The 20,660-nt window shown below is 54.1% G+C and carries 20 protein-coding genes and 1 pseudogene; 13 read left to right on the top strand and 8 right to left on the bottom strand.

The window, feature by feature from the left end; translation table 11 throughout:
• Nucleotides 1-95 precede the first annotated feature (95 nt).
• Nucleotides 96-1,145 carry an NAD(P)-dependent alcohol dehydrogenase gene (locus ACM6IO_RS14175; RefSeq protein ID WP_414911693.1) on the bottom strand — a complete coding sequence of 350 codons (1,050 nt, stop codon included), beginning with the start codon at nucleotides 1,143-1,145 and terminating at the stop codon, nucleotides 96-98.
• Between the two features lie 164 nt (nucleotides 1,146-1,309).
• Here ACM6IO_RS14175 and ACM6IO_RS14170 point away from each other — a divergent pair, with 164 nt between their 5' ends.
• Entirely contained in the window at nucleotides 1,310-2,218 is a 909-nt protein-coding gene (locus ACM6IO_RS14170) for an AraC family transcriptional regulator N-terminal domain-containing protein (protein ID WP_414911692.1), read from the top strand.
• A 26-nt stretch (nucleotides 2,219-2,244) separates the two neighbouring features.
• Here ACM6IO_RS14170 and ACM6IO_RS14165 read toward each other — a convergent pair whose 3' ends face one another.
• Complete coding sequence (locus ACM6IO_RS14165) at nucleotides 2,245-2,607, bottom strand: hypothetical protein (protein WP_414911691.1); 363 nt, start codon at nucleotides 2,605-2,607, stop codon at nucleotides 2,245-2,247.
• Nucleotides 2,608-2,684: 77 nt separating this feature from the next.
• Between ACM6IO_RS14165 and ACM6IO_RS14160 the strand changes: the two are divergent.
• A pseudogene (locus tag ACM6IO_RS14160) lies at nucleotides 2,685-2,869 on the top strand (aldehyde dehydrogenase family protein); the annotation flags it as partial.
• Between the two features lie 10 nt (nucleotides 2,870-2,879).
• Here ACM6IO_RS14160 and ACM6IO_RS14155 read toward each other — a convergent pair.
• Nucleotides 2,880-3,443, bottom strand: a complete 564-nt coding sequence (locus tag ACM6IO_RS14155; RefSeq protein ID WP_069970788.1) for a LuxR C-terminal-related transcriptional regulator — start codon at nucleotides 3,441-3,443, stop codon at nucleotides 2,880-2,882.
• A gap of 255 nt (nucleotides 3,444-3,698) precedes the next feature.
• On the opposite strand from ACM6IO_RS14155, the gene ACM6IO_RS14150 reads away from it, so the two are divergent.
• From ACM6IO_RS14150 to ACM6IO_RS14140, 3 genes are read left to right on the top strand one after another with little or no spacing between them, the layout of a single operon-like run.
• Nucleotides 3,699-5,042: an MFS transporter gene (locus tag ACM6IO_RS14150; protein ID WP_414911690.1), complete on the top strand. Its 1,344-nt coding sequence runs from the start codon at nucleotides 3,699-3,701 to the stop codon at nucleotides 5,040-5,042.
• Between the two features lie 58 nt (nucleotides 5,043-5,100).
• Nucleotides 5,101-6,078: a dipeptidase gene (locus ACM6IO_RS14145; protein WP_414911689.1), complete on the top strand. Its 978-nt coding sequence runs from the start codon at nucleotides 5,101-5,103 to the stop codon at nucleotides 6,076-6,078.
• Nucleotides 6,079-6,099: 21 nt separating this feature from the next.
• Nucleotides 6,100-6,981 carry a DMT family transporter gene (locus ACM6IO_RS14140; protein WP_414911688.1) on the top strand — a complete coding sequence of 294 codons (882 nt, stop codon included), beginning with the start codon at nucleotides 6,100-6,102 and terminating at the stop codon, nucleotides 6,979-6,981.
• Nucleotides 6,982-7,383: 402 nt separating this feature from the next.
• On the opposite strand, the gene ACM6IO_RS14135 is transcribed toward ACM6IO_RS14140, so the two are convergent.
• The 5 genes from ACM6IO_RS14135 to ACM6IO_RS14115 all read right to left on the bottom strand — a co-directional run bounded on the left by ACM6IO_RS14135 (nucleotide 7,384) and on the right by ACM6IO_RS14115 (nucleotide 12,713).
• Nucleotides 7,384-8,487, bottom strand: coding sequence for a mandelate racemase/muconate lactonizing enzyme family protein (locus ACM6IO_RS14135; protein ID WP_414911687.1), 1,104 nt, complete (start codon nucleotides 8,485-8,487; stop codon nucleotides 7,384-7,386).
• Nucleotides 8,484-9,587: an alcohol dehydrogenase family protein gene (locus tag ACM6IO_RS14130; protein ID WP_230173425.1), complete on the bottom strand. Its 1,104-nt coding sequence runs from the start codon at nucleotides 9,585-9,587 to the stop codon at nucleotides 8,484-8,486. Before ACM6IO_RS14130 ends, ACM6IO_RS14135 begins: the two co-directional genes overlap by 4 nt.
• Nucleotides 9,588-9,618: 31 nt before the next feature.
• On the bottom strand, nucleotides 9,619-10,254 hold the full coding sequence (locus ACM6IO_RS14125; protein WP_414911686.1) for a dimethylsulfonioproprionate lyase family protein: 636 nt from the start codon (nucleotides 10,252-10,254) through the stop codon (nucleotides 9,619-9,621).
• Between the two features lie 119 nt (nucleotides 10,255-10,373).
• On the bottom strand, nucleotides 10,374-11,318 hold the full coding sequence (locus ACM6IO_RS14120) for a GlxA family transcriptional regulator (RefSeq protein ID WP_414911685.1): 945 nt from the start codon (nucleotides 11,316-11,318) through the stop codon (nucleotides 10,374-10,376).
• Between the two features lie 159 nt (nucleotides 11,319-11,477).
• Nucleotides 11,478-12,713 (bottom strand): aromatic ring-hydroxylating oxygenase subunit alpha, encoded by a 1,236-nt coding sequence (locus ACM6IO_RS14115; protein WP_230173756.1) that lies wholly within the window; start codon nucleotides 12,711-12,713, stop codon nucleotides 11,478-11,480.
• A gap of 235 nt (nucleotides 12,714-12,948) precedes the next feature.
• Between ACM6IO_RS14115 and ACM6IO_RS14110 the strand changes: the two genes are divergently transcribed.
• The 8 genes from ACM6IO_RS14110 (at nucleotide 12,949) to ACM6IO_RS14075 (ending at nucleotide 20,633) form a co-directional block, all read left to right on the top strand.
• Nucleotides 12,949-13,938: a LysR family transcriptional regulator gene (locus tag ACM6IO_RS14110; protein WP_230173437.1), complete on the top strand. Its 990-nt coding sequence runs from the start codon at nucleotides 12,949-12,951 to the stop codon at nucleotides 13,936-13,938.
• Between the two features lie 248 nt (nucleotides 13,939-14,186).
• Complete coding sequence (locus ACM6IO_RS14105; protein WP_414911684.1) at nucleotides 14,187-15,257, top strand: dihydrodipicolinate synthase family protein; 1,071 nt, start codon at nucleotides 14,187-14,189, stop codon at nucleotides 15,255-15,257.
• 19 nt (nucleotides 15,258-15,276) lie between these two features.
• Nucleotides 15,277-16,602, top strand: coding sequence for an NAD(P)/FAD-dependent oxidoreductase (locus tag ACM6IO_RS14100; protein WP_414911683.1), 1,326 nt, complete (start codon nucleotides 15,277-15,279; stop codon nucleotides 16,600-16,602).
• A gap of 51 nt (nucleotides 16,603-16,653) precedes the next feature.
• Nucleotides 16,654-16,887, top strand: coding sequence for a hypothetical protein (locus tag ACM6IO_RS14095; protein WP_414911682.1), 234 nt, complete (start codon nucleotides 16,654-16,656; stop codon nucleotides 16,885-16,887).
• Between the two features lie 10 nt (nucleotides 16,888-16,897).
• On the top strand, nucleotides 16,898-17,749 hold the full coding sequence (locus ACM6IO_RS14090) for a glycine betaine ABC transporter substrate-binding protein (protein WP_414911681.1): 852 nt from the start codon (nucleotides 16,898-16,900) through the stop codon (nucleotides 17,747-17,749).
• A 69-nt stretch (nucleotides 17,750-17,818) separates the two neighbouring features.
• Nucleotides 17,819-18,937, top strand: coding sequence for a quaternary amine ABC transporter ATP-binding protein (locus ACM6IO_RS14085; RefSeq protein WP_414911680.1), 1,119 nt, complete (start codon nucleotides 17,819-17,821; stop codon nucleotides 18,935-18,937).
• On the top strand, nucleotides 18,934-19,782 hold the full coding sequence (locus ACM6IO_RS14080) for an ABC transporter permease (protein ID WP_414911679.1): 849 nt from the start codon (nucleotides 18,934-18,936) through the stop codon (nucleotides 19,780-19,782). Before ACM6IO_RS14085 ends, ACM6IO_RS14080 begins: the two co-directional genes overlap by 4 nt.
• Nucleotides 19,779-20,633, top strand: coding sequence for an ABC transporter permease (locus ACM6IO_RS14075; protein ID WP_230173444.1), 855 nt, complete (start codon nucleotides 19,779-19,781; stop codon nucleotides 20,631-20,633). Before ACM6IO_RS14080 ends, ACM6IO_RS14075 begins: the two co-directional genes overlap by 4 nt.
• Nucleotides 20,634-20,660: the final 27 nt, after the last annotated feature.

Genomic DNA, 20,660 nt, shown 5'->3' with positions numbered 1-20,660 from the left:
GAAGAAAAAGAGGTAACAAGTAGCCCGAGGGCGAGAAAAATACCTTTCACTGGATCATCCTTTCGGTTGAGTCGTTACCGGCTGGAGTCTTTCGACTAGCCAACCAATGTGGCGTTGTCGATCACGAAGCGATACTTCACGTCACCCTTGAGCATCCGTTCGTAGGCGTTGTTGATCTGATCGGCGCGTACCAGTTCGATGTCGGCGACGATGCCGTGTAGGGCACAAAAATCCAGCATCTCCTGCGTTTCGGGGATACCGCCGATCATCGAGCCGGCAATCGTTCGGCGCTTCATGATCATGTTGAACACATTGGGTGATGGATGCGGCGAGGCGGGCGCACCGACTAGCGTCAGCGCACCGTCGCGCTTGAGCAACACCAGAAAAACATCCAGATCGTGGGGCGCTGCGACGGTGTTGAGGATGAAGTCGAAGCTCTTGGTATGCGCGGCCATCTCCTCAGCGTTGCGCGATACCACAACTTCGTCAGCGCCCAACTCCTTCGCCGCTTCGCGCTTGGATTCGGACGTGGTGAACGCCACAACGTGGGCGCCCATCGCATGGGCCAGTTTGATGCCCATGTGGCCCAGCCCACCGATGCCGACCACACCGATTTTCTTACCCGGCCCGGCGTTCCAGTGACGCAGCGGAGAATACGTGGTGATGCCCGCGCACAGCAGCGGCGCGACGGCGGCCAATTGCTCCTCCGGGTGACTGATGCGCAGGACATAACGCTCATGCACCACAATGTTTTGCGAGTAGCCGCCCAGCGTCCAGCCGGGCGCTTCTGGCGTCGGAAAGTTGTAGGTGCCGATCATGCCATCGCAGTAGTTTTCCAGGCCGGATTCACAGTCGTCACAGTGTTTACAGCTGTCGACGATGCAACCGACACCGACCAGATCTCCGACTTTGAATTCCGCTACATGGGCGCCGACCGCCGATACGCGGCCGACAATTTCGTGTCCCGGTACGCAGGGGAACTGCGTGCCTGCCCATTCGGCACGCACCTGATGCAAGTCCGAATGGCAGATACCGCAGAAGGCGATGTCGATCTGAACGTCATGGGTGGCGGGGGAACGGCGACTGATCTGCAAAGGCTCAAGGGGTTTGTCGCCCGCATGAGCACCATAGGCTTGTACAAGCATGGGAGAGTCCTCGATGGTGTGTCGGATGAACATTTTCCCGCTCTGCCCTGACTGCAAACAGTGCATTGCGCTGGATTACTTGCCTGATTCTATGAGTCTGCGTTCTTTTGCAGGACGGTTGCGTGCGGGCGAGTTAGAGTTCAGCGAAGAGGTACGAGACGAACATGATGCCCCCACACGAAACCCCCACATCGCCCCAAGAGGCGCTCGTCCAGGTCATTGGCTCGCGGGTCTTGAAACCCGGTGACTACGCAACCTCGATTGCGGGTCTCGGCTTCTTTAGGCGCGAACACCCGTCGCCGCCTGTTGTTTGCATGGTCGAACCGAGCATCATTCTTGTCGCCCAAGGCGAGAAACAGCTGTGGGTAGGCGGTGAGGGTTATCCGTATGACACCTCGCGTTTTCTGGTCACCTCACTGGATTTGCCGGCCAACTCGGAGGTGCTCGAGGCGAGCCCGGAGCAACCGTGCCTGGGCCTGACGTTCAAGCTCGATTTGCGCATGCTGGCAGAGCTGATAGCGCAGAGTGACCTGCCGCCCACCCGTGAACGCTCGGCCGCGAAAGGGGTAGGCATCGGTTCAGTGACCGCAGCCATGCTGGCGCCGTTCGAGCGCTTGTTGGCGCTGCTCGATGAGCCGGAAGCTATTCCTGTTCTCGCCCCCTTGATCCAGCGTGAAATTCACTACCGTCTCTTGAAAAGTGATCAGGCGGGCCGGCTTCGACAGATAACTTCTGTCGATGGTCAAGGTTATCGGATCGCGAAAGCCATCGATTGGTTGAAGTTGAATTACACCTCGGCGCTTCGAGTCGATGAGCTAGCGGCCCGTGTCCAGATGAGTACGCCAACCTTCCACCACCACTTCCGCCAACTCACCGCAATGAGCCCCTTGCAGTATCAAAAATGGCTTCGACTGAATGAGGCAAGACGATTGATGCTCAATGAACACCAGGACGTATCCAGTGCGGCTTTCAAGGTTGGATATGAAAGCCCCTCCCAGTTCAGCCGCGAATACAGTCGACTGTTTGGAGTTGCTCCTAAACGAGATATCGCAGCGTTACGAAAGGCAGGCTAGCGACGTTGTGAGGTCTTTTCGGCGAGTCAGGCCTGTGCAAGGATCAGGTCCACTAGCCGCTGCGCGGGTGGCGATAGGGTACGTCCCGCCAGTTGCACGATGGCGCACTCGATACACATATCCGATGGCGAAAGTTCGGGATGTAACAGGGAGCCCAAGTTTACTAGGCCGCCATTGCGGTCGTCGTGATCGAGCCAAGAGCTCCAGGTGAACAGGATGTTGTCGCTACACAACGTCAGGTCGCGCAGTAACGACAGGTTGTCACAGCACAGCTCCACCGGCAGCGCCTGATTCTGTTTCATGCTGAACATCGAACATCGAACATCGAACATCGAACATCGAACATCGAACATCGAACGCAGGCGCGGTGCGAGAGACTTGTCGAGCATCACTGCGGACCAGGGATATCCCGGACACCTGCGTTGGCGAGAGGGGGGACTCTGCTGAAGCAGCGGGTGCCCTGGGCCGCGCCCCGGTGTGCGTGATCGCCTCCATCGCGCCGTGGAACTACCCGCTGATGATGGTTGCCTGGAAAATCGCCCCGGCCCTGCCCGCCGGTAATACCGTGGTCAAGCCAGCGGAACAAACTCGCTGACCGCGTTGTGTCTGGCACAACTGGCGTCGGAGATTTTCCCGGCCGGTGTACTCAACCCGGCGCAGGCTAGTTGACGATCTGTCGAATCAGATCCGGTGTGGAATTTACCGCGTATTTGCGAAGCAGGCTGCCGCGATGGATGTCTACGGTTCTGGGACTGATGCCCAGGCTTTTCGCAGCTTCCTTGCTGGTCAGTCCGTCTACCAGCAGCGCAGCCACTTCGCGTTCTCGAGAGGTGAGGATCACTTTCTCCTTCAGTTCCTCTTGTTTCCGGGTATCCACTTCAGTGAATACCCAAGCAGCCAGTTCATACGGATTACTTTCGTTGAAGCCGTAACCCCGAACGGTCACCCAGAAATGCGTGCCGTCCAGACGGCGCATTAAACGGTCATCATGAAAGTCGGCATGTCGCGAAAGCAGGGGGCCGAAATGTTCCGCCGCGGTTTCGAAGTCTTTCTGTTTGGGGTACAGCATCGCGAACGAGGCCCCAATGATTTGTACATCACTGGCGCGAAACATTGTCCGCGCCAAGGCATTGCAGTTCAGGATCACCCGATTGCGGGCAATGATCACAGCGACCGGTAAATGATGAAGAAGATATTCGGGATTCAGACAATCTTCTTCACGCATAACGACAGCTTCTCTCGCAAATTGATGAATGCAATAACGCCGATTACCTAGGTGATCAGGAAGTCTGGTCGCCCCGGGGGCAGTCTGCATATGATGGCACCAAGTTTATCACCACAAGCGCTCGCCTTGCCGGTCGACAATGGCTGACTGCAGTAGCGCAACAAGTACCACCACAACAAGAATTCTGCACCTAGTTTGTTCCGAATTATTGGCTGCCCATCTTATTTAATTAGAATAATCCAGGAGAGCACCACAATGAGCGAAACAGGCCATGTTTCACCGGCCACACTGCGTAAGGTCATCGCGGCAGCCGCAGTGGGTAACTTTGTAGAGTGGTTCGATTTCGCGGTTTACGGATTTCTCGCCACCACCATCGCCAAACAATTCTTTTCCAGTGCTGACCCCAGCGCCGCCTTGCTCCAAACCTTCGCCATCTTCGCGGTTGCCTTCGCCTTGCGGCCACTGGGTGGCATCGTATTCGGCACGCTCGGTGATCGCTTGGGACGCAAACGCGTATTGTCGGTCACGGTGCTGATGATGGCTGGTGCCACCACGGTGATCGGTCTGCTGCCGACCTACGCGAGCATAGGGCTGATGGCGCCCGTACTGCTGACGCTTACCCGCTGTGTCCAAGGTTTTTCCGCTGGTGGCGAGTATGCCGGTGCCTGCGCCTATCTGATGGAACATGCGCCGAATCACAAGCGTGCCTGGTATGGCAGTTTCATTCCCGTCTCGACTTTCTCGGCCTTCGCGTGTGCAGCAATCATGGCTTACCTGCTGGAAGCCAGCCTGTCGGCTGAAGCAATGGGCGCGTGGGGCTGGCGGGTGCCGTTTCTGGTGGCTGCACCGCTCGGGTTAGTGGGCCTCTACCTGCGTTGGAAGATGGAGGAAACCCCGGCTTTCCGGCACTCCATGGCCGAATATAAAACCCATGCCCATTCCCCGCTTCGCGAAACTTTGCAGCAGCAGAGGGGCTCCATCCTGCGGCTTGGCGCCTTCATTTCGTTGACTGCACTGTCCTTCTATATGTTCACCACGTACTTCGCCACCTACCTGCAGGTGGTTGGGTATCTTAGCCGTGGGCAGTCACTGATGGTCTCGACGGTGGCGTTGCTGTTCGCGGCCGGTGTCTGCCCGGCGGCAGGGGCTTTCTCGGATCGATTCGGCCGGCGCAGGACAGTCGCCACGACTTGTTCGTGGGTGATCCTGACCGTTTTTCCGGCCTACTGGCTGGCTAGCGCCGGTCAAGTGCCAGCGGCGATATTTGGGGTCTTGTTGCTCGCGGTGGGCGCTGTGCTGTCGGGCGTGGTTACGGCCGCGCTGCTCTCCGAAGTTTTCCCCACCCGCACCCGTTACACCGCATCGGCGATCACCTACAACATTGCCTACACGCTGTTTGGCGGTACCGCGCCGCTGGTTGCAACATGGCTGATTAACCAGACTGGCAGCAGCCTGGCGCCAGCCTTCTACCTGGTGGTGATCGCCTTGCTGGCACTGGCGGGAGGTCTGGGCTTGCCAGAGACCTCGCGAATTTCTCTGCACGATGGGCCAGGTGTGGAACCGGCGCCTGGTTTGAAAAGTGCTCGCCATCCGGGTTGATGCTTGAGCAACGATGCGCCGGACTGGCTCACGCAACTATTGAAAAGGGAGACGCGGCATGAATGCGCGCGAAGTACATGACGACAGTATCGTGATCGATGGTCTGGTCATCGCCAAATGGAACCGTGAGCTGTTTGAGGACATGCGCAAAGGCGGCATGACCACCGCTAATTGTACGGTTTCGGTGTGGGAAGGCTTCCAAAAGACGATGGATGCCATCGCCGCCAGCCAGAAACTGATCCGCGAGAACAGTGATCTGGTGATGCAGGTGCGTACCACCGCGGATATACGCAGGGCCAAGGAGCTCGGCAAGACCGGTATTCTTCTTGGTTTTCAGAACGCCCACGCGTTCGAGGACCAGATCGCCTATGTGGAGATCTTCAAGCAGTTGGGCGTGGGGATCGTACAGTTGTGCTACAACACTCAGAATCTGGTGGGGACGGGTAGCTACGAGCGTGATAGCGGGCTGTCGGGTTTCGGCCGGGAGATCGTTGCTGAGATGAACCGCGTTGGCATCATGTGCGATTTGTCCCACGTCGGTTCGCGTACCAGTGAGGAGGTCATCCTGGCTTCGAGCAAACCGGTGACCTATTCGCACTGCTTGCCCATGGGACTCAAGGAGCATCCGCGCAACAAGACCGACGCGGAATTGAAGTTCATCGCCGACCACGGCGGCTTCGTTGGCGTGACCATGTTTACCCCGTTCTTGGCCAAGGGCGTGGACGCGACCATTGATGATTTCGCTGAGGCCATCGAATACATCATGAACATCGTCGGTGAAGATGCCATTGGTATTGGCACTGATTTCACTCAAGGGCATGGCCAGGACTTCTTTGAGTATCTGACCCACGACAAGGGCTACGCACGGCGTCTGACACGCTTTGGCAAGATCATCAATCCGCTGGGCATCCGTACCGTCGGCGAGTTTCCTAACCTCACCGAGACCCTGCTCAGACGCGGTCATCCCGAGCGGGTGGTGCGCAAGATCATGGGGGCAAACTGGGTGCGGGTGTTCGAGGAGGTGTGGGGTGAATGATTCCGGCCGGGGATTGCCATCATGAGCACAGTGGTCGAGTCAACAAGCGAAGCAGGACGGGCGAGGGGAACGCGTATCGGCATCATGCTTTGCCTGCTGTCGATGTTCATCTTCGCGGCCCAGGACGGGATCACCAAGATTTTGGTCAAGGACTTGCCGGTGGCGCAACTGGTGATGGTGCGCTATTGGGTATTCCTCATGTTCGCGGTGTGTTTTGTGAGGATGAAGGGTGGGATGGCCAATGCTCGGAAAACCGCCCATCCCTGGATGCAGATGGCTCGCTCGCTGTTGGGGGTGTTCGAAATTTTCGTGTTCGGCATGGCGCTGCGCTATTTGGGGTTGGCCGAAACCCATGCGATCTACGCCATCTTTCCTCTGCTGACCATGGCCATGGCTGCCCTGGCGCTGCGTGAGCAGCTCAGCCTGCGCAAGTGCATGGCGGCGGTGATTGGTTTTGTCGGCACACTAATCATTCTCAAACCCGGCATGGGCGTGTTCAGCCCCGCCTCGTTGATTCCCCTGGTGGCAGCCCTGATGTTCGCCTGCTTCAACATACTCACGCGCAAGATCAGTAGCGCCGACAGCTTCGGCACCAATATGTTGTACATGGGTTTTTGGGGTGCGGTCGCTTCGACTGCGATCGGCCTGCCGCAATGGGTGACACCTACGCCGCTGGAGCTGGTGTTGATGCTGGTGTTATCAATGACCGGCGTAATGGCGCAGCTGCTGTTGCTGCAAGCCCTAAAATACACGGCGGCGGTAACCCTGCAGCCATTCAATTACTCCCTGTTGGTGTTCGCGTCGGTGCTGGGTGTGGTGTGGTTCGGCGAGGCGCTGGAGACCACCTTGATGGTGGGGGCGCTGCTGGTGGTGTTGGGGGGGCTGTATTCACTAAGACGCTAAATCAGCCTAAGCCGGCGTGTTTCGCGCCGGCCTTGATTCCAGGTATCACGCCCAGATACCGCCGATGGTGAGGCGGTAGACTCGAATCGTGATTAGAAAACCCAGATCGCCACGGCGACAGAAAAACAGCGTCCTATGGCCGAAGAGATCAGCCGGCACATCACGCAGATCCATAGCGGGTCGAGAAATTTGCGCACTCGGCGCAGCTCGGTTCGGGGCGTCTGACTGAGATCTTCCGGCAACTCAAGGTCTTGGTTGGGTGCTTGAAGTTCTAGCTCGTATAGCCTGGCCAAGGACGACTCAACATCAATATGATTGCGTAGCGCCGATCAATTCAATTGACGCCTTGGCTAGGCACACCAAACGCCTGGACGTGCCGTGAAGCGTCGCCAGGCTGATGATTTAGAAGGACGCCACCGGTTCGCCAAATATGCTCTCTTCAGGCACAACGCCCAAGCCGACTCCTTGTGGGCGTTTGATGTGACCACCTTCCACGCGTATTCCATTTTTCTCGTCGTAGTGACCGTCAATCATGGGGGCTGCTATCCACACACCCTCCAGCAGTTCAGGAGCGACAGTTGCGCCGATGTGGGTGCAGGCGGCCGCAATGAGATCTCCACCCCATGCGTCATCACAGGTATGGGGTAAGTTCCGTGCTGCACAGATGTCACGGAACGCGCGCATCGGATGCAAGCCACCCAGCGCCGTGACCTTCATTCCGAAACCATCGACTAGACCGGTTCCCGCCACAGTGATTGCAGTATTGATGCTGGTGCAGCTCTCGTCCATGTACATCGCATGGCTAATCTGCGAACGAATTTTCTGGAAGTCCTCGACGGTGTTACAAGGTTGCTCAAGGATGAAAGGGATGTTTGCGCATTCGCGGCAAAGTCTTAAGGCGTCGCGTGTATTCAGGCCGCGATTGGCATCTACGGCGAGCTTGATACGCGAACTGCCTACTGCTTCCCACACCTTTTGAACGGCCGCGATATCTTCCTCGATTGGCCTGCCACCTACCTTTATCTGCAGGCGGGGATAACCTTGGTCGCGCTTATCGACTGCAAGGCGGGCCGACTCGTCGGGATCGCTGATCCCAACAACAGAATAGGAGGGGAGACGATCTGCCAGGGCACCGCCCAGAAGATCCGAAACGCTAAGTCCCAGATGCTTCCCCAGGAGGTCATGCATAGCGATATCGATCGCTGCTTTGGCGTAATTATGACCTTTGAGTAATCCATCCATGCGCCGGTGCAAAGGGACGGGTAGCACTTCAGTGCCGACGAGTCCCTTGGCCATTTCAATCAGGGCCGCCACAGCACCTCTCGAATGTGACTCGGAGAAGGTCGGGCCAACGGGGCATGTCTCTCCCCACCCAAACAGTCCATTATCCCCTACGAGTTTGACCAACGTGGTCGTCAATGAATAGACGACCTGGTTGGCCATGGTATACGGCCCATCAAGGACAGGTAACTCATGGGTATAAATATGAACACTGGCAATTTTCATTGATTTACCTCCGGAATGATTAAGACCAACTTGCCCATGTGTGCCTTGCTCAAGAAATCTTCCTGTGCCTGATGAATTTCATTTAGCGGATACGTTTTAGCTACAACAGGACGTATTTCTCCCGACTCGACATAGGCAATGAGATTGGTAAAAACTTCGTCGTCTTGAAAAGTGCAGCCATAAAGTGTGAGATCTTTTAGGTAAAGGGTTCGAAGATCAATCTCTGCCATTGGACCGGCAATTGCGCCGGCAATGGCATATCGGCCTCCTAGGCGCAGAACGCGTAAGAGATCCGGCCAGTCCTCACCCCCGACCACGTCTACAACGGCATCCACAGAATTTTCGCCCAGCACCGAGAGCAGATCGGCCTTGCGATCAATAATACGGTCGGCGCCTAAAGCCTTTACCTCTGATGCTTTGGCGGCAGAGCATTGCGCAATAACCACGGCACCACGTCGCTTGGCGAGCTGAACGGCGGCAGATCCTACGCCTCCCGAAGCGCCCGTTATCAAGACTACTTCTTTACCCAGCTTCAGTCGGTGCAACATGTTTTCTGCAGTTGAATATGCGCAAGGTATCGATGCGAGTTCCGCATCAGTCCAGTCGCACTCCACCTTGAGCGTCTCTTTAGAGGGGGCAACGGCAAACTGAGCAAACCCGCCGTCACATTCACTGCCAAATGTCCAGCACTCATATGGCCTATAGTCGACATAGGTACGCAGGAGATTGCTGACGATCACACGCTCGCCAATGCGTGAAGCTGAAACGCCTTGCCCAACTGCAACAATGTACCCACAGCAGTCGGCACCTTGAATTCGTGGGAATTTCAGCGCCGTACCAGACCAGGAAGAATCATCGCCGTTTACACTGTCGAACCCTGTTGCGCCACCGGACGCTGTATCGCTGCTGACAGATTTAGAGTACCAACCAATCCTGGTGTTGATATCCGTATTGTTAACAGCGGAGGCGCGTACCTGAATCAGTACTTCTCCGGCACTGGGTTGTGGGACGGATACATCCGTCCGGTATTCCAGTTGCTCCAGCCCGCCGAGTCCGTTGAGTAATACTGCATGCATCTTTGTGGGTAATGGATATGACATATTTCCCCCTGATGTGGTGGTTGAATTAGAGTTATTGGAAAACACCTTTACTATCTGGAGCGGCCTCCTGCGCGTTTTCTATTCGTCCCCAAAGTGCCAGCAGCGGTTTGCCGGTTGACCTCATTGAATGGACCGCCGATGGGGGATTGAACACGACACCGCCGGCCCCGGGACTCCACCATCCGGCGTCTTCCCGGTACCAATCACCCTCCGATAAAACGAGGTAGAACTCTGCGGGGGGATGCCTGTGGAACGGGTAATTAAGTTCCGGTTCCATGACTGCCAATCCCAGGGTTATTGTCGAGCATTGAAAAAGGCCACCCTTTCCAAAAATCAACGCATGCCGGTGTCTTTCTTCAAAGTCGGCATCATCCTTTTCGGCAGCCAATCGCTTTATCCAGCGGCTGCCGGGTAGCAGCATCTCAATAGCAGAAAGCAGAATTTTAAAGTCCGGCTTAGTCCTGGGGGCATTTGACAACGCCTGAGTCACTGTGGACTCCAGGGTCGAGGGCAGCGGCCCGCCTGAGAAAGGACCGAGGCCGATGTCCAAACGGGCATTACCTAATGATCGAATACACACTTCAGTAGCCTCAACACCGACGCCACACGAGGGTGAGTGACGGACCAGAATTCGCATGAGTGCTTCCCGTAAAATCACCCCATGCATCAACAGTTCTTGCTCCGATAAATCACACTTGGATCGCATGATCCTTTACCTCGCAAACGTGCCTGTCAGATAACGCTACATGAGGTAGCGTGATTCGCTCCTACCCGGTTTATGGGGAACTAGATTTCATAACGACTCTCTTTTGAAGGCGGATGACCGAAGAGGGCGCTATAACGTCTGCTGAAATGGCCCGCTGAAACGAACCCGCATGCGATCGCAACATCAATCATTGCAAATTTTGAGTTCTGTATCAGGCGTTTGGCTTCAGTGAGCCTCAATTCCAGATAGTACTTTTGAGGAGGCGTACCTATCTGATTCTGAAAGAAGCGTTGAATCTGACGTCTGGAAAGTTTAACGCATTGTGCAAGTTGATCGAGGTCTAAAGGTTCTTCAATATTAGACTCCATCAGCGTGATCACTTCTCGCACCGGCGCAGTTACTGTAAGGTTTCGGGCTTTAGCGGTAGTACGAAATCGAGACTGATCATAATCCAGCACATCTAACACAGCATCAGCCAACTCATGATTAGCAACTTTATGGAGCCACTGGATCATGACTTGAAATGCGCCTGCGGGCGTAGAAGCTGTGAGCCGGTCACGATCGACTACACTGGTGTCCAGTGTCACAGTCGTGTTGGGGGCGTATTCAGCCAGGGCGATTCGTTGCTCTGCATGAATGGCGCAGCGGTACCCATCTAAAAGACCTGCCTTTCCAAGATACCAGGCGCCATTCCAGAGCCCGCCCAGTACGATAGGTAAACTGGCAAGCTTGTGCAAAAGACTGATTAGCCAATGTGGAACCGTTCTCGGTGTTCGTAAGCCACCGCATACCACCATTAAATCCAAGTCTGAGATTCGAATCTCCGTCAATGGGGTGTCCGGTCTGATAGGTATTCCCAAGTCGCTCATGATTTCCGAGTTGTTTCTACTGAAAGTAGAAATTTTTACACAGCCTGGCCGAATTTGATTTGCCGTCACCAACACGTCCAGGCACTGCGTAAAGCAGGTGAGAGAAAAGTTTTCCAGCAATAAAAATCCTATGCTTGACACTTTTTGAGTATTCAAGCGGGACTCTGTGAGCTGGGAGGCGGCGTTCTGGGAATGCACACTTAAATTCCTCTTGTTTTTTGTCGAACGGCACTTCTGCTGACTAATGCAGATTGAACTTGCATTAAAGTTGTCAGGGTGTTCCTTTACACGGCGAACACCGGTGGTTGCTACTTATCAAAACGCCTTTGAAGCGCCAACTGTTTCCGTCAAACGCTTGTCCATCAGCTCGCAGTACCAGTCTATGAATTGACAAACGCCATTCTCCACCAACGGTGAGTATGGACCGGGTTGATAGGCTGGTGAGGTCACGCCAACTTGGGCGCCTTCTACCAGACGTCGATCCTGATCGTTGGTCGCCATCCACACTTTCGTGAGGCGTTCGACATCGTAATCCACCCCCTCTTGAGCGTCCTTGGGCACCAACCACTTGGTAGTTACCACCGTTTCTCCAGGGCCTCGTGGCAAAACTCGGAAACTCAGAGCGTGATCGCCAAGAAAGTGGTTCCAAGTCGATGGATAGTTGAAGTACAGCAGTGCGCCGATATTCTCTACTCCGCTGCGATCCAGGCGTCGATTGACGGCAGGTTTACCGTCCATGGTGTAACTGCTGGCGCCGTGGTCGAGCGGAATACGCGTCATACGAAACTGTCCCGCCGGATCCATAGCGAGCCGACTAGCCAGGCCACCAGCTTCGCAAGTGTTCCAATAGGCCGTCAGCTCAGGGGGTTCCTCGCCGCCGATCCCTTGTACCGATGCAAGTTCGGTATAAGACTGGAGTAGTTCTGGGTGCGTACCGTCGCAGTGGTAGCACTCTCGGTTATTCTCAAACACCAGTTTCCAATTGCCTTTCTCCACCAGGTTGGCTTCGAACGCAACTTTGCAATCCTCCAGGTAGTGAGGGCCAATAAACGGAGATACCGCGCTTCGGAATTTTTCGAAATCAGGTGCAAGCTTTGCCACACAGACGTAAATGTAGCTATGCACCACCTCGCAATGAGCGGGCAACAGGTCGTGGTCCGCTGTGTTGAAGTCGGGGCCCATGTTGCCGGCGTACAGTAGCTTCCCGTCTAACTCGAATGTCCATTTGTGGTAGGGGCACACAAGTTTTGCCACCTTTCCCTTATCCTCGGTACAGACCTTTGATCCACGATGGCGGCACGCGTTATGGAACGCACGAATGTTGCCGTCTTTCCCTCGCACCACGGCGACCGGGAAATCGCCGATTTGCAGTGTCAAATACTGTCCCGGCTTTTCCAGCTCGAAGGTATGACCCGCGAAGATCCACTCCTTATGCCAAATCTGTTCTAAATCTTGGCGATAAACTTCCGGGTCGGCATAGGTAGCGCCCGGCAACCCATGCTGGGGTTTACGTTGTTTGATAAGGTCTAATACGGCAGTGTATTTCTGCATTTTTATGTGCACTCTCAAATCTAAAATCGGGGCTTTTTGCATCGACCGTAGCCGTTCGGAGAGAACTGATTACAGATGTACCATCGGCTCACAAGGGCTATTACGCCCCAGCCAATTCAGATAATCTTTTGCTGGAGAGCCTCCCCCTAGATCGCTGGGGCTTGTAATCAGTCTAGAGCGAGGCCTGTGGCGGGAAGAATCGATTTTTTAAAGGGGCTAGTGATGATCTACAGTAATGATTAAGCAAAATGAACCTGATCAAACGCTGATCAAGATGCCATCCCTACGTGCCGTCAAAGCCTTCGTAGCGGCGGCCAGGTATCAAAACTTTACGCGCGCTGCTGAGGCTCTTTGCGTTACCCAAGGTGCTATCAGCCGCCAAATACGTGAGCTAGAGGTTCATCTCGGAACGGAGCTTTTCGAGCGGGCAGGCCGGGCGGTAAAGCTCACGGATGCGGGTTCTAATTTCTATGACGTGGTTCAGCTTTCATTTACCAGCATTGCTCAAGCGGCTGAGCGAATGCGCAGTAATACCACCTCTAAGCATGTGGTAACCCTGTGCTGCTCGCCTGCGTTCACCAATTTTTGGCTTGGCCCCCGATTACCTTCTTTCTTCGAATCCTACCCAGAGATAGACTTAAACCTAGTCGTTACCCAAAATTTTCTATCGATGGAGAGCGGTGTTCATCCAGATTTCATCATTTGCAAAATGATGAAAAGTCACGACGGTTATCACAGCCAGCCACTGGTATGCGACGTCATTTATCCGGTCTGCACGCCTCAGTATCTGGAGCAGCATCCAGAGCTACAATCCATTCAAGATCTTCGAGATGGAGCATTGCTGAACCTCAGTCCCTTTGGCCGTTCACAGGTGGCTGAACATGTGGATTGGAGCGTTTGGTTTGCTCATCACGATATCGATCTCAAAGCTCGACCCAGCCATGCTCCGCATTTCTTTAATGCTAACGACTACAACGTTCTCATCCAGCTCGCATTGGCCCACCAAGGTGTTGCCTTAGGGTGGCATTACCTTGTCGCTCCCCTGATCGAAAAAGGGCTCCTGATCCGACCAGTCAAAGAAAAACTGGTGCATAGAGAAACCCTTCATTATTTGAATTCCAATGAGGACAAAGCCCGTGATCCCAGCTGCTGCAAGCTGCGCGACTGGCTCGAAGAACAGTTCGGTAGCGGATTGCGGCAGGATCCCGACGACTCAAATGCATGAGGTCAGCTCATCAATTGATCGGCGTATAAGTCGCTATGTCCCAATCTCTCTTGTCATTATTCTTTCACCATGAAAACCGAATACGAAATGAATGTTTCAAGGTGATGAGATGAAGTTTATTTCCTGATTATTTAGTTTATTCCAGAGGCAGGTTCTCGTACCTGTTGTTACTGTGAGCTCTCGTGGAATAAAAAAGACAAATCTGCCATTTGTTGAGCGCTTAACAAGCGGAAGGTAGAAGCTCACATTTGATTTGGCAAATATCGCCGACGCTTGGCTTCTTGGAAAAGTATCGGAATAAATTTATACCAGGCTATTTGGTTGCAGGCGCAGCGATAATTTGCTTGGTGCGCGCGAATCATTACTTCCAGCTGAGAGCTATCTGGCTGGACTTTCCAGAAAAGAACAAAATGAGGTTTGAATCAATGTCTGCATTCGCTTTTTCCGGTGTCAATCTGGCAATCACAACTCCATTTGATGCGCAGGGAAAAATTGATTACCCGCGTTTTGAAAGTTTGATTGAACGCTACATCTCCGCTGGTGTACATGGGTTTGTCCTGAGCTCCGGCACGGGCATGCATGTTTACCTCAGCAAGGAAGAGTCCAAGCAACTCGTGGCCTTTGGTTCCAAAGTTATCAATGGCCGTGCTCGAGTGATTGTGCAAACGTCCGCCTTGCTTGCAGATGAAGTAGTGGAACGCACCCGTCATGCAGCGGAATGCGGGGCGGATGGCGTCATGGTGTTGCCGCCCTTTTTCGAAGGCCCAACTGATGACCAAGGGATTATCGACTTCTATTCCACCGTCTCTGAAGCCGGGCTGCCAATCATAGGCTACAACGTGCCTCAGGCCGTCGGCGTAGAGGTCACGCCATCGCTGTTTCGCCAATTGAGCGAAATTCCAAACTTTGTATCGGTCAAAGACAGCAGCGGTGATCTCGCGGCGCAGGCATCGCTGATCCGTACCGGTTTGCCGACGATGAATGGCGCCGACCCGCTGGTGCCATACGCGCTTTTTGCCGGTGCTGCAGGCTTGATTTGGGGTGGGGCGAACATGGCACCACGTTCTTGCGTAGCGGTGGTAAAAGCCGCCCTGGAACAGGATTGGGGTCGTGCTCGGGAGATCTGGCGCTCGCTCGAGCCCGTCATGTCGTTGATCTGGCAAGGCGACTATGTCCAGTCCGTTTATGCAGGTTCCGAGATCACTGGTTACGGGGCGGGAAATCCTCGTCGACCATTGGCGCGCCTATCTGCTGACAAAATAGATGCGCTCAAGGCCGCCCTTGAACCATTGATTGTTCTCGAGTCCAAACTCGCTTGACGTCTTGGGAGTAGAAGTCATGTACGTGGCCACTAAATTTCCGAAGAACAGCAGTCGTTCAGCTTGGGTTGAGATGCTCGCTCCACGGGCACCGACCACATCGCTTCATGGCGCTGTAATTGCTGATGTTGCAATCATTGGCGCTGGCTTCGCTGGTCTGTCTGCCGCGCGACGGCTATCTCAGCTTGATCCGACATTGCGAGTTGCCGTCCTGGAGGCGGGCGTTGTCGGGGAGGGGGCCACGGGGCGTAACTCAGGATTCATTATTGATTTGCCCCATGAAGTCAGCTCGGAAGATTTTGGTGGTACATCAACAGATCGGGCTCTGCGGGATATCAAGCTCTATCGCACTGCTATTAGCTTGGCTACGGACATGGCGGAAGAAAACGGCTGGGGGCGTGAAATCATTGACCCCTGTGGCCGCTACAGCGTAGCGATTAGCCAGAAGGGCGACGCCCACATCGTTACTTATGCACGCCAGCTGCAGGGTTTGGGTGAGTCCTATCAGATCCTTGATGCCAAGGGCATTTATGACGTGACTGGCAGCCGTATCTACACCTCCGGGCTGTACATGCCTGGAACGGTGATGGTGCAACCTGCAGCCTATATTCGTGCCGTTGCAGATTGCCTGAGAAAGCCAGTGACCTTGTACGAGAACTCCCCGGTACAGTCCTTCGAAAAGCAGTCTGGTCATTGGTTGCTGAAGACTTCCGCAGGTTCGGTCACGGCCAAACGAGTCATCCTGGCAAACAATGGCCACGCCCAGAGCTTTGGCTTGTTTCGCGGGCAGATGTTGCATGTCTTCACCTATGCTTCCATGACTGAACCTTTCGATTCGAAACGTCTCGGCGGAAAACGCGACTGGGCAGCGACACCGGCCTTACCGATGGGAACTACAGTGCGTCGTGTGAGTGGTGCTGAGGGTGACCGGATCTTGATTCGCTCACGTTATTCATATCACGCGGGGTTGGAGATCAACGATGGTCATGTGCAAAGCGCCGGTCGGGTGCATGACCGTAAGTTCGCCGATCGTTTTCCTGACCTTGTAGGGCTGAAAATGCAGTATCGATGGGGCGGGCCTATGGCGTTGACCTGGAACAGCGTGCCGATATTCGGGGAAATTGAACAAGGCCTGTTTGCGGCCTGCGCGTGCAACGGTTTAGGTGCGTCGAAATCTACAGCCGCCGGTATCGCTGCTGCAGAAGCGGCCCTGGGAATGAAATCTGAGTTGGTTGAGATTTTCTCCAGCTATGACCCACCGAAAAATCTGCCGCCTCAGCCGTTTCTTAGTATCGGTGCGAAGGCTGACTTAAGGCTCCGTGAATGGCGTGCAGGGCGAGAATAAGTCCCTTGGACGTTGGGTAAGCTAACTACACTTCCATTAAGGAGCTCGACCATGAGTGATCTTTTAAAGGGAGCTGAATATGCGCAAAACCCAGCGACGGTTCCCTACGGGATCGAAAGAACGCCAGGTTTTAAAACCCAAAGCCTAATCGTGTACCGCCAGCGCCAAACACTTGGCAGGGCGATAACTCGGATATCCGATGGCAAGAATTGCGTGTTGGAAAAGAAGTTTAAAAATCACGAACGCAATGTCGCCCGAGAAAAGGCGACCACTCAACCTCTGTAGGGGAAATACCATGAAAACGATTTGGAAAGCGATGTTCGCTTTGCTGATGATGATAGGAACTGTTTTGCCAGCACAGGCAGAAGAGAAGACCATCACGATGGGTACCATGGCTTGGGAGGATTTGTCGCCGACTTCACTTATCACCAAAAAGGTTTTGGAGGATCAGGGTTACACGGTCAAGCTCACTGAATTTTCCGAGTGGGGGATAGCCTTCGCAGCGCTGGGTAAAGGTGACATCGAAATGTTAGTTTCCCCAGTGAACTATCTTGCTCAAGACTATTGGGATCGTGGTAAGAATCGTTACGAAAAAATTTCACCTGTTTCCGACGGTTTGTATCAGGGGATTGCGGTTCCCAAATACGTAAACATTGACACGATCGAGCAGTTGAATGAGAGCTCCGCCAAATTCGGCGATAAGGTTATTGGTATTGAGCCTGGTGCTGGCCTGATGCGTAGTACCAGCGAAGCCATAAAAGCCTATGGCGTAAAACTTCAACTGGTTGAAGGCAGTACCGCAGCGATGACGGCTGCACTTAAGTCAGCAGTGGATCGCAAGGAGTGGGTCGCTGTCACCATGTGGGATCCATCTTGGATGACTCAGAAATTTGACCTCAAGTATTTGGCTGACTCAAAGGGAATCTATCCCCCATCGCAAACCTATTACTGGATTGGTCAGAAAGGCTTTTCTGAGAAGCACCCTCGCGCCAGAGAAGTGATTGCCAGTATTTTTGTTCCGATCACTGATATTAAGGCAATCAACGGCGATATAAAGGACGGAAAATCGGTGGATGAAGCAGTTAAAATCTGGATTGCCAAGAATGGCGATTTGATTCAGCGTTGGGAAAATAACAAAAAAAATTAAGACCGGTATTTATTTAGCTGCCGAACTTTAACGAACAATATTTTATAAAAAGGTTCGATAGGATTTGCTATGGCTACTACAAGTTTAGACGTAAATAATGTGTTGGTGAGCTGCGAGTCCGTCTGGAAGATTTTCGGCGAGAACTCGGCTGAAGCAATGAAAGCCGTTGTCGAAAGAGGGCTGACAAAAAAGCAGATTCTTCAAGACTATAGCTGCGTCGTAGGTGTGTCTGACGTCAACCTAGAGGTTCGCCGTGGTGAGATTTTTTGCATCATGGGCCTGTCCGGCAGCGGTAAATCGACACTGATCCGATTGCTTAACAAACTGATCACGCCAAGCTCGGGCAAGGTGCTGGTCAAGGGCCGTGAGCTGTCGTCGCTCAGCGACGCCGAATTACGTGCGGTACGGGCAAGGCAGATTGGGATGGTGTTTCAGAGTGTGGCACTGTTGCCGCATCGTACTGTGCTTGAAAACACTGCGTTCGGGTTGGAAGTACAGGGAGTTCCAAAAGCCGAGCGGTTGAAGGTCGCTGAGGCGGCATTAACCAAAGTTGGCCTGGCCGACTGGACTAAGCGTTACCCGGACGAACTATCCGGGGGAATGCAGCAGCGGGTGGGCCTGGCACGCGCGCTTGCTGCAGATCCGGAAATTATCCTCATGGACGAGCCTTTCAGCGCACTTGACCCATTAATACGGCGTCAGTTGCAGGACGAATTCCGCCAGCTTACAAAGGAACTGGGCAAGTCAGCTGTCTTCATTACTCACGACTTGGACGAGGCGATCCGGCTAGGAGATCGCATCGCGATCATGAAAGACGGAATGATCATCCAGGTGGGAACCGCCGAGGAAATAGTTCTAAATCCGGCCGATGATTACGTAGCAGAGTTCGTCGCGGGTATATCGAGGCTCCACCTCGTCAAAGCCAATTCGGTGATGACGCCGGTTGCGCTCTACAAGGCGGCGCACCCCAACGTTGATGTAAGTCGACTGCCAACCACGCCTCCAGACGCCGACCTTGATCACATCATCGGCCTTGCGGTAGCAAATGATCGCGACGCGATCGCCGTGATGGACGCGGGTGTCATCACAGGGGTGATCACCATGCGCGATTTGCTAAGAGGCGTACAAGGGACTGCTAACGAATATGCACACCCGGTTGATCAGGCGCTGGCGGAGGTGTCTTCATGAATGTCGAAAATTTCCCTGGCAGCTTTGACTCGACCGTGGACGCGGGGCTTGAATGGCTTTCCGACAATGGTTCGGGACTATTCGATGCAGTAAATGACGTTCTGAAAGGTATTTACGAAAGCCTTCTGTGGCTATTCAACCTCCCGCCATATTACGTTGTTGCAGTGCTTATCGCTTTGCTGGGGTGGCGTCTCGCCGGGCCACGCTTCGCCATTGCTGCTTTGATTGGAATGCTTTTCTGCGCATTTATCGGCTTGTGGCCAGAAACTATGAGCACTCTGGCACTGGTCGTCGCAGCGACGTTGATGGCTCTGCTGGTAGCCATTCCACTGGGTGTGGTAGCCGGGTTGCTTCCGGTGTTGGATCGCATGGTCGAGCCCACGCTCGACATGATTCAGACCATGCCGCCCTACATTTACTTGCTACCTGCCATTGCGCTTTTAGGCTATGGCACAGGCACGGCGCTGATCGCGACATTTATCGTGGCGTTGCCGCCGGCGTTTCGCCTGACATCGCTCGGCATTCGCATGACGCCGAATGAGTTCATCGAACTTGGCAATGCTAGTGGCGTCACTGGCTGGCAGATGTTCTTGAAGATACGTCTGCCCTTCGCAATGCCAAGCATCATGGCTGGCATCAATCAAAGCCTCATGATGGCTTTCGGCATGGTAGTCATTGCTGGCATCGTCGGCTCTGGTGGCTTGGGTGAGACTATATATGGCGCGATTCGCACTCTCGACATCGCCAAATCAATTAACGGTGCTATCGCAATCGTTATTCTCACCATGGTTCTCGACCGTTTGGCACAGAGCGCCGCGGCTGCGTATGAGGGGAAACGACCATGAGCGCACCAGAAATCCAGTTTTCCCCTGGAAAATATATTGCCCCTTTCGTTGATTGGTTCAACACCAATCTTCACGGTGTCTCTAAAGCCATAAGTGTGGTGGTTGAAATAAGTCTGCGTGCAATTGAAGGTGCACTATTGGCCCTACCGCCGTTAGCGGTGATCGCCATCGTCGCTATCACTGTTGCGCTGATCGTTCGAGTGCGTGTCGCTGTGTTGGCGGCAGTGATGCTGGGATATTGCTTGATCTCCGGACTTTGGATTGCTTCCATGCAAACCATTGCGCTGGTCTCGGTGGCCGTACTGATATCAGTGTCTATTGCGTTTCCGCTTGGCATCCTCGCCTCACGGGTGAAGCGATTCGACGCCGCAGTGCGACCGGTGCTCGACGTAATGCAGACTGTTCCACCATGGGTCTATCTCATTCCTGCGGTAATGATTTTCAGCCTCGGCCGTGTCCCCGCAATCATCGCTACCGTGGTGTATGGGATTCCTCCCATGCTGCGCTTGACCACACTGGCGCTTAACCAGGTGCCAAAGGAAATGGTCGAGTTGGGAAATGCCATGGGTGCCACAAAACGCTCGATTCTTTTCAAGATCGAGATTCCTCTGGCCACACCTACGCTTCTGGTGGGGCTGAATCAATGCATCTTGTTATCGCTCGCAATGGTGGTTCTTGCTGGGTTGGTAGGAGGAGGCGGCTTGGGCGCCGAGGTCACTCGAGGACTCACTCGTATGGAGATGGGGCTCGGTCTGCGAGCGGGACTCGCCATCGTAGCTGTAGCGCTACTTTTAGATCGCGTTAGCCGTGGATTACTTAATCGAAATAATCGGCCTTTGGCTGCACGTTAAATAGGGCATGAGGTTTTCATTTTGTCT

Origin of the sequence: Pseudomonas sp. IT-P44, from assembly GCF_949768225.1 — a bacterium.
Taxonomy (GTDB): domain Bacteria; phylum Pseudomonadota; class Gammaproteobacteria; order Pseudomonadales; family Pseudomonadaceae; genus Aquipseudomonas; species Aquipseudomonas migulae.
The sequence above is the reverse complement of the archived record's forward strand: the minus strand, read 5'-3'. Positions and strand labels throughout refer to the sequence as shown.

Excerpts from the sequence above, each read along its gene's own strand:
- ACM6IO_RS14115 (WP_230173756.1), bottom strand. The coding sequence starts at position 12,713 with ATGCAGAAATACACTGCCGTATTAGACCTTATCAAACAACGTAAACCC.
- ACM6IO_RS14085 (WP_414911680.1), top strand. The coding sequence starts at position 17,819 with ATGGCTACTACAAGTTTAGACGTAAATAATGTGTTGGTGAGCTGCGAG.
- ACM6IO_RS14080 (WP_414911679.1), top strand. The coding sequence starts at position 18,934 with ATGAATGTCGAAAATTTCCCTGGCAGCTTTGACTCGACCGTGGACGCG.
- ACM6IO_RS14135 (WP_414911687.1), bottom strand. The coding sequence starts at position 8,487 with ATGAAAATTGCCAGTGTTCATATTTATACCCATGAGTTACCTGTCCTT.
- ACM6IO_RS14140 (WP_414911688.1), top strand. The coding sequence starts at position 6,100 with ATGAGCACAGTGGTCGAGTCAACAAGCGAAGCAGGACGGGCGAGGGGA.
- ACM6IO_RS14100 (WP_414911683.1), top strand. The coding sequence starts at position 15,277 with ATGTACGTGGCCACTAAATTTCCGAAGAACAGCAGTCGTTCAGCTTGG.
- ACM6IO_RS14170 (WP_414911692.1), top strand. The coding sequence starts at position 1,310 with ATGATGCCCCCACACGAAACCCCCACATCGCCCCAAGAGGCGCTCGTC.
- ACM6IO_RS14075 (WP_230173444.1), top strand. The coding sequence starts at position 19,779 with ATGAGCGCACCAGAAATCCAGTTTTCCCCTGGAAAATATATTGCCCCT.
- ACM6IO_RS14130 (WP_230173425.1), bottom strand. The coding sequence starts at position 9,587 with ATGTCATATCCATTACCCACAAAGATGCATGCAGTATTACTCAACGGA.
- ACM6IO_RS14110 (WP_230173437.1), top strand. The coding sequence starts at position 12,949 with ATGATTAAGCAAAATGAACCTGATCAAACGCTGATCAAGATGCCATCC.
- ACM6IO_RS14175 (WP_414911693.1), bottom strand. The coding sequence starts at position 1,145 with ATGCTTGTACAAGCCTATGGTGCTCATGCGGGCGACAAACCCCTTGAG.
- ACM6IO_RS14095 (WP_414911682.1), top strand. The coding sequence starts at position 16,654 with ATGAGTGATCTTTTAAAGGGAGCTGAATATGCGCAAAACCCAGCGACG.
- ACM6IO_RS14125 (WP_414911686.1), bottom strand. The coding sequence starts at position 10,254 with ATGCATGGGGTGATTTTACGGGAAGCACTCATGCGAATTCTGGTCCGT.
- ACM6IO_RS14145 (WP_414911689.1), top strand. The coding sequence starts at position 5,101 with ATGAATGCGCGCGAAGTACATGACGACAGTATCGTGATCGATGGTCTG.
- ACM6IO_RS14150 (WP_414911690.1), top strand. The coding sequence starts at position 3,699 with ATGAGCGAAACAGGCCATGTTTCACCGGCCACACTGCGTAAGGTCATC.
- ACM6IO_RS14155 (WP_069970788.1), bottom strand. The coding sequence starts at position 3,443 with ATGCGTGAAGAAGATTGTCTGAATCCCGAATATCTTCTTCATCATTTA.
- ACM6IO_RS14165 (WP_414911691.1), bottom strand. The coding sequence starts at position 2,607 with ATGCTCGACAAGTCTCTCGCACCGCGCCTGCGTTCGATGTTCGATGTT.
- ACM6IO_RS14090 (WP_414911681.1), top strand. The coding sequence starts at position 16,898 with ATGAAAACGATTTGGAAAGCGATGTTCGCTTTGCTGATGATGATAGGA.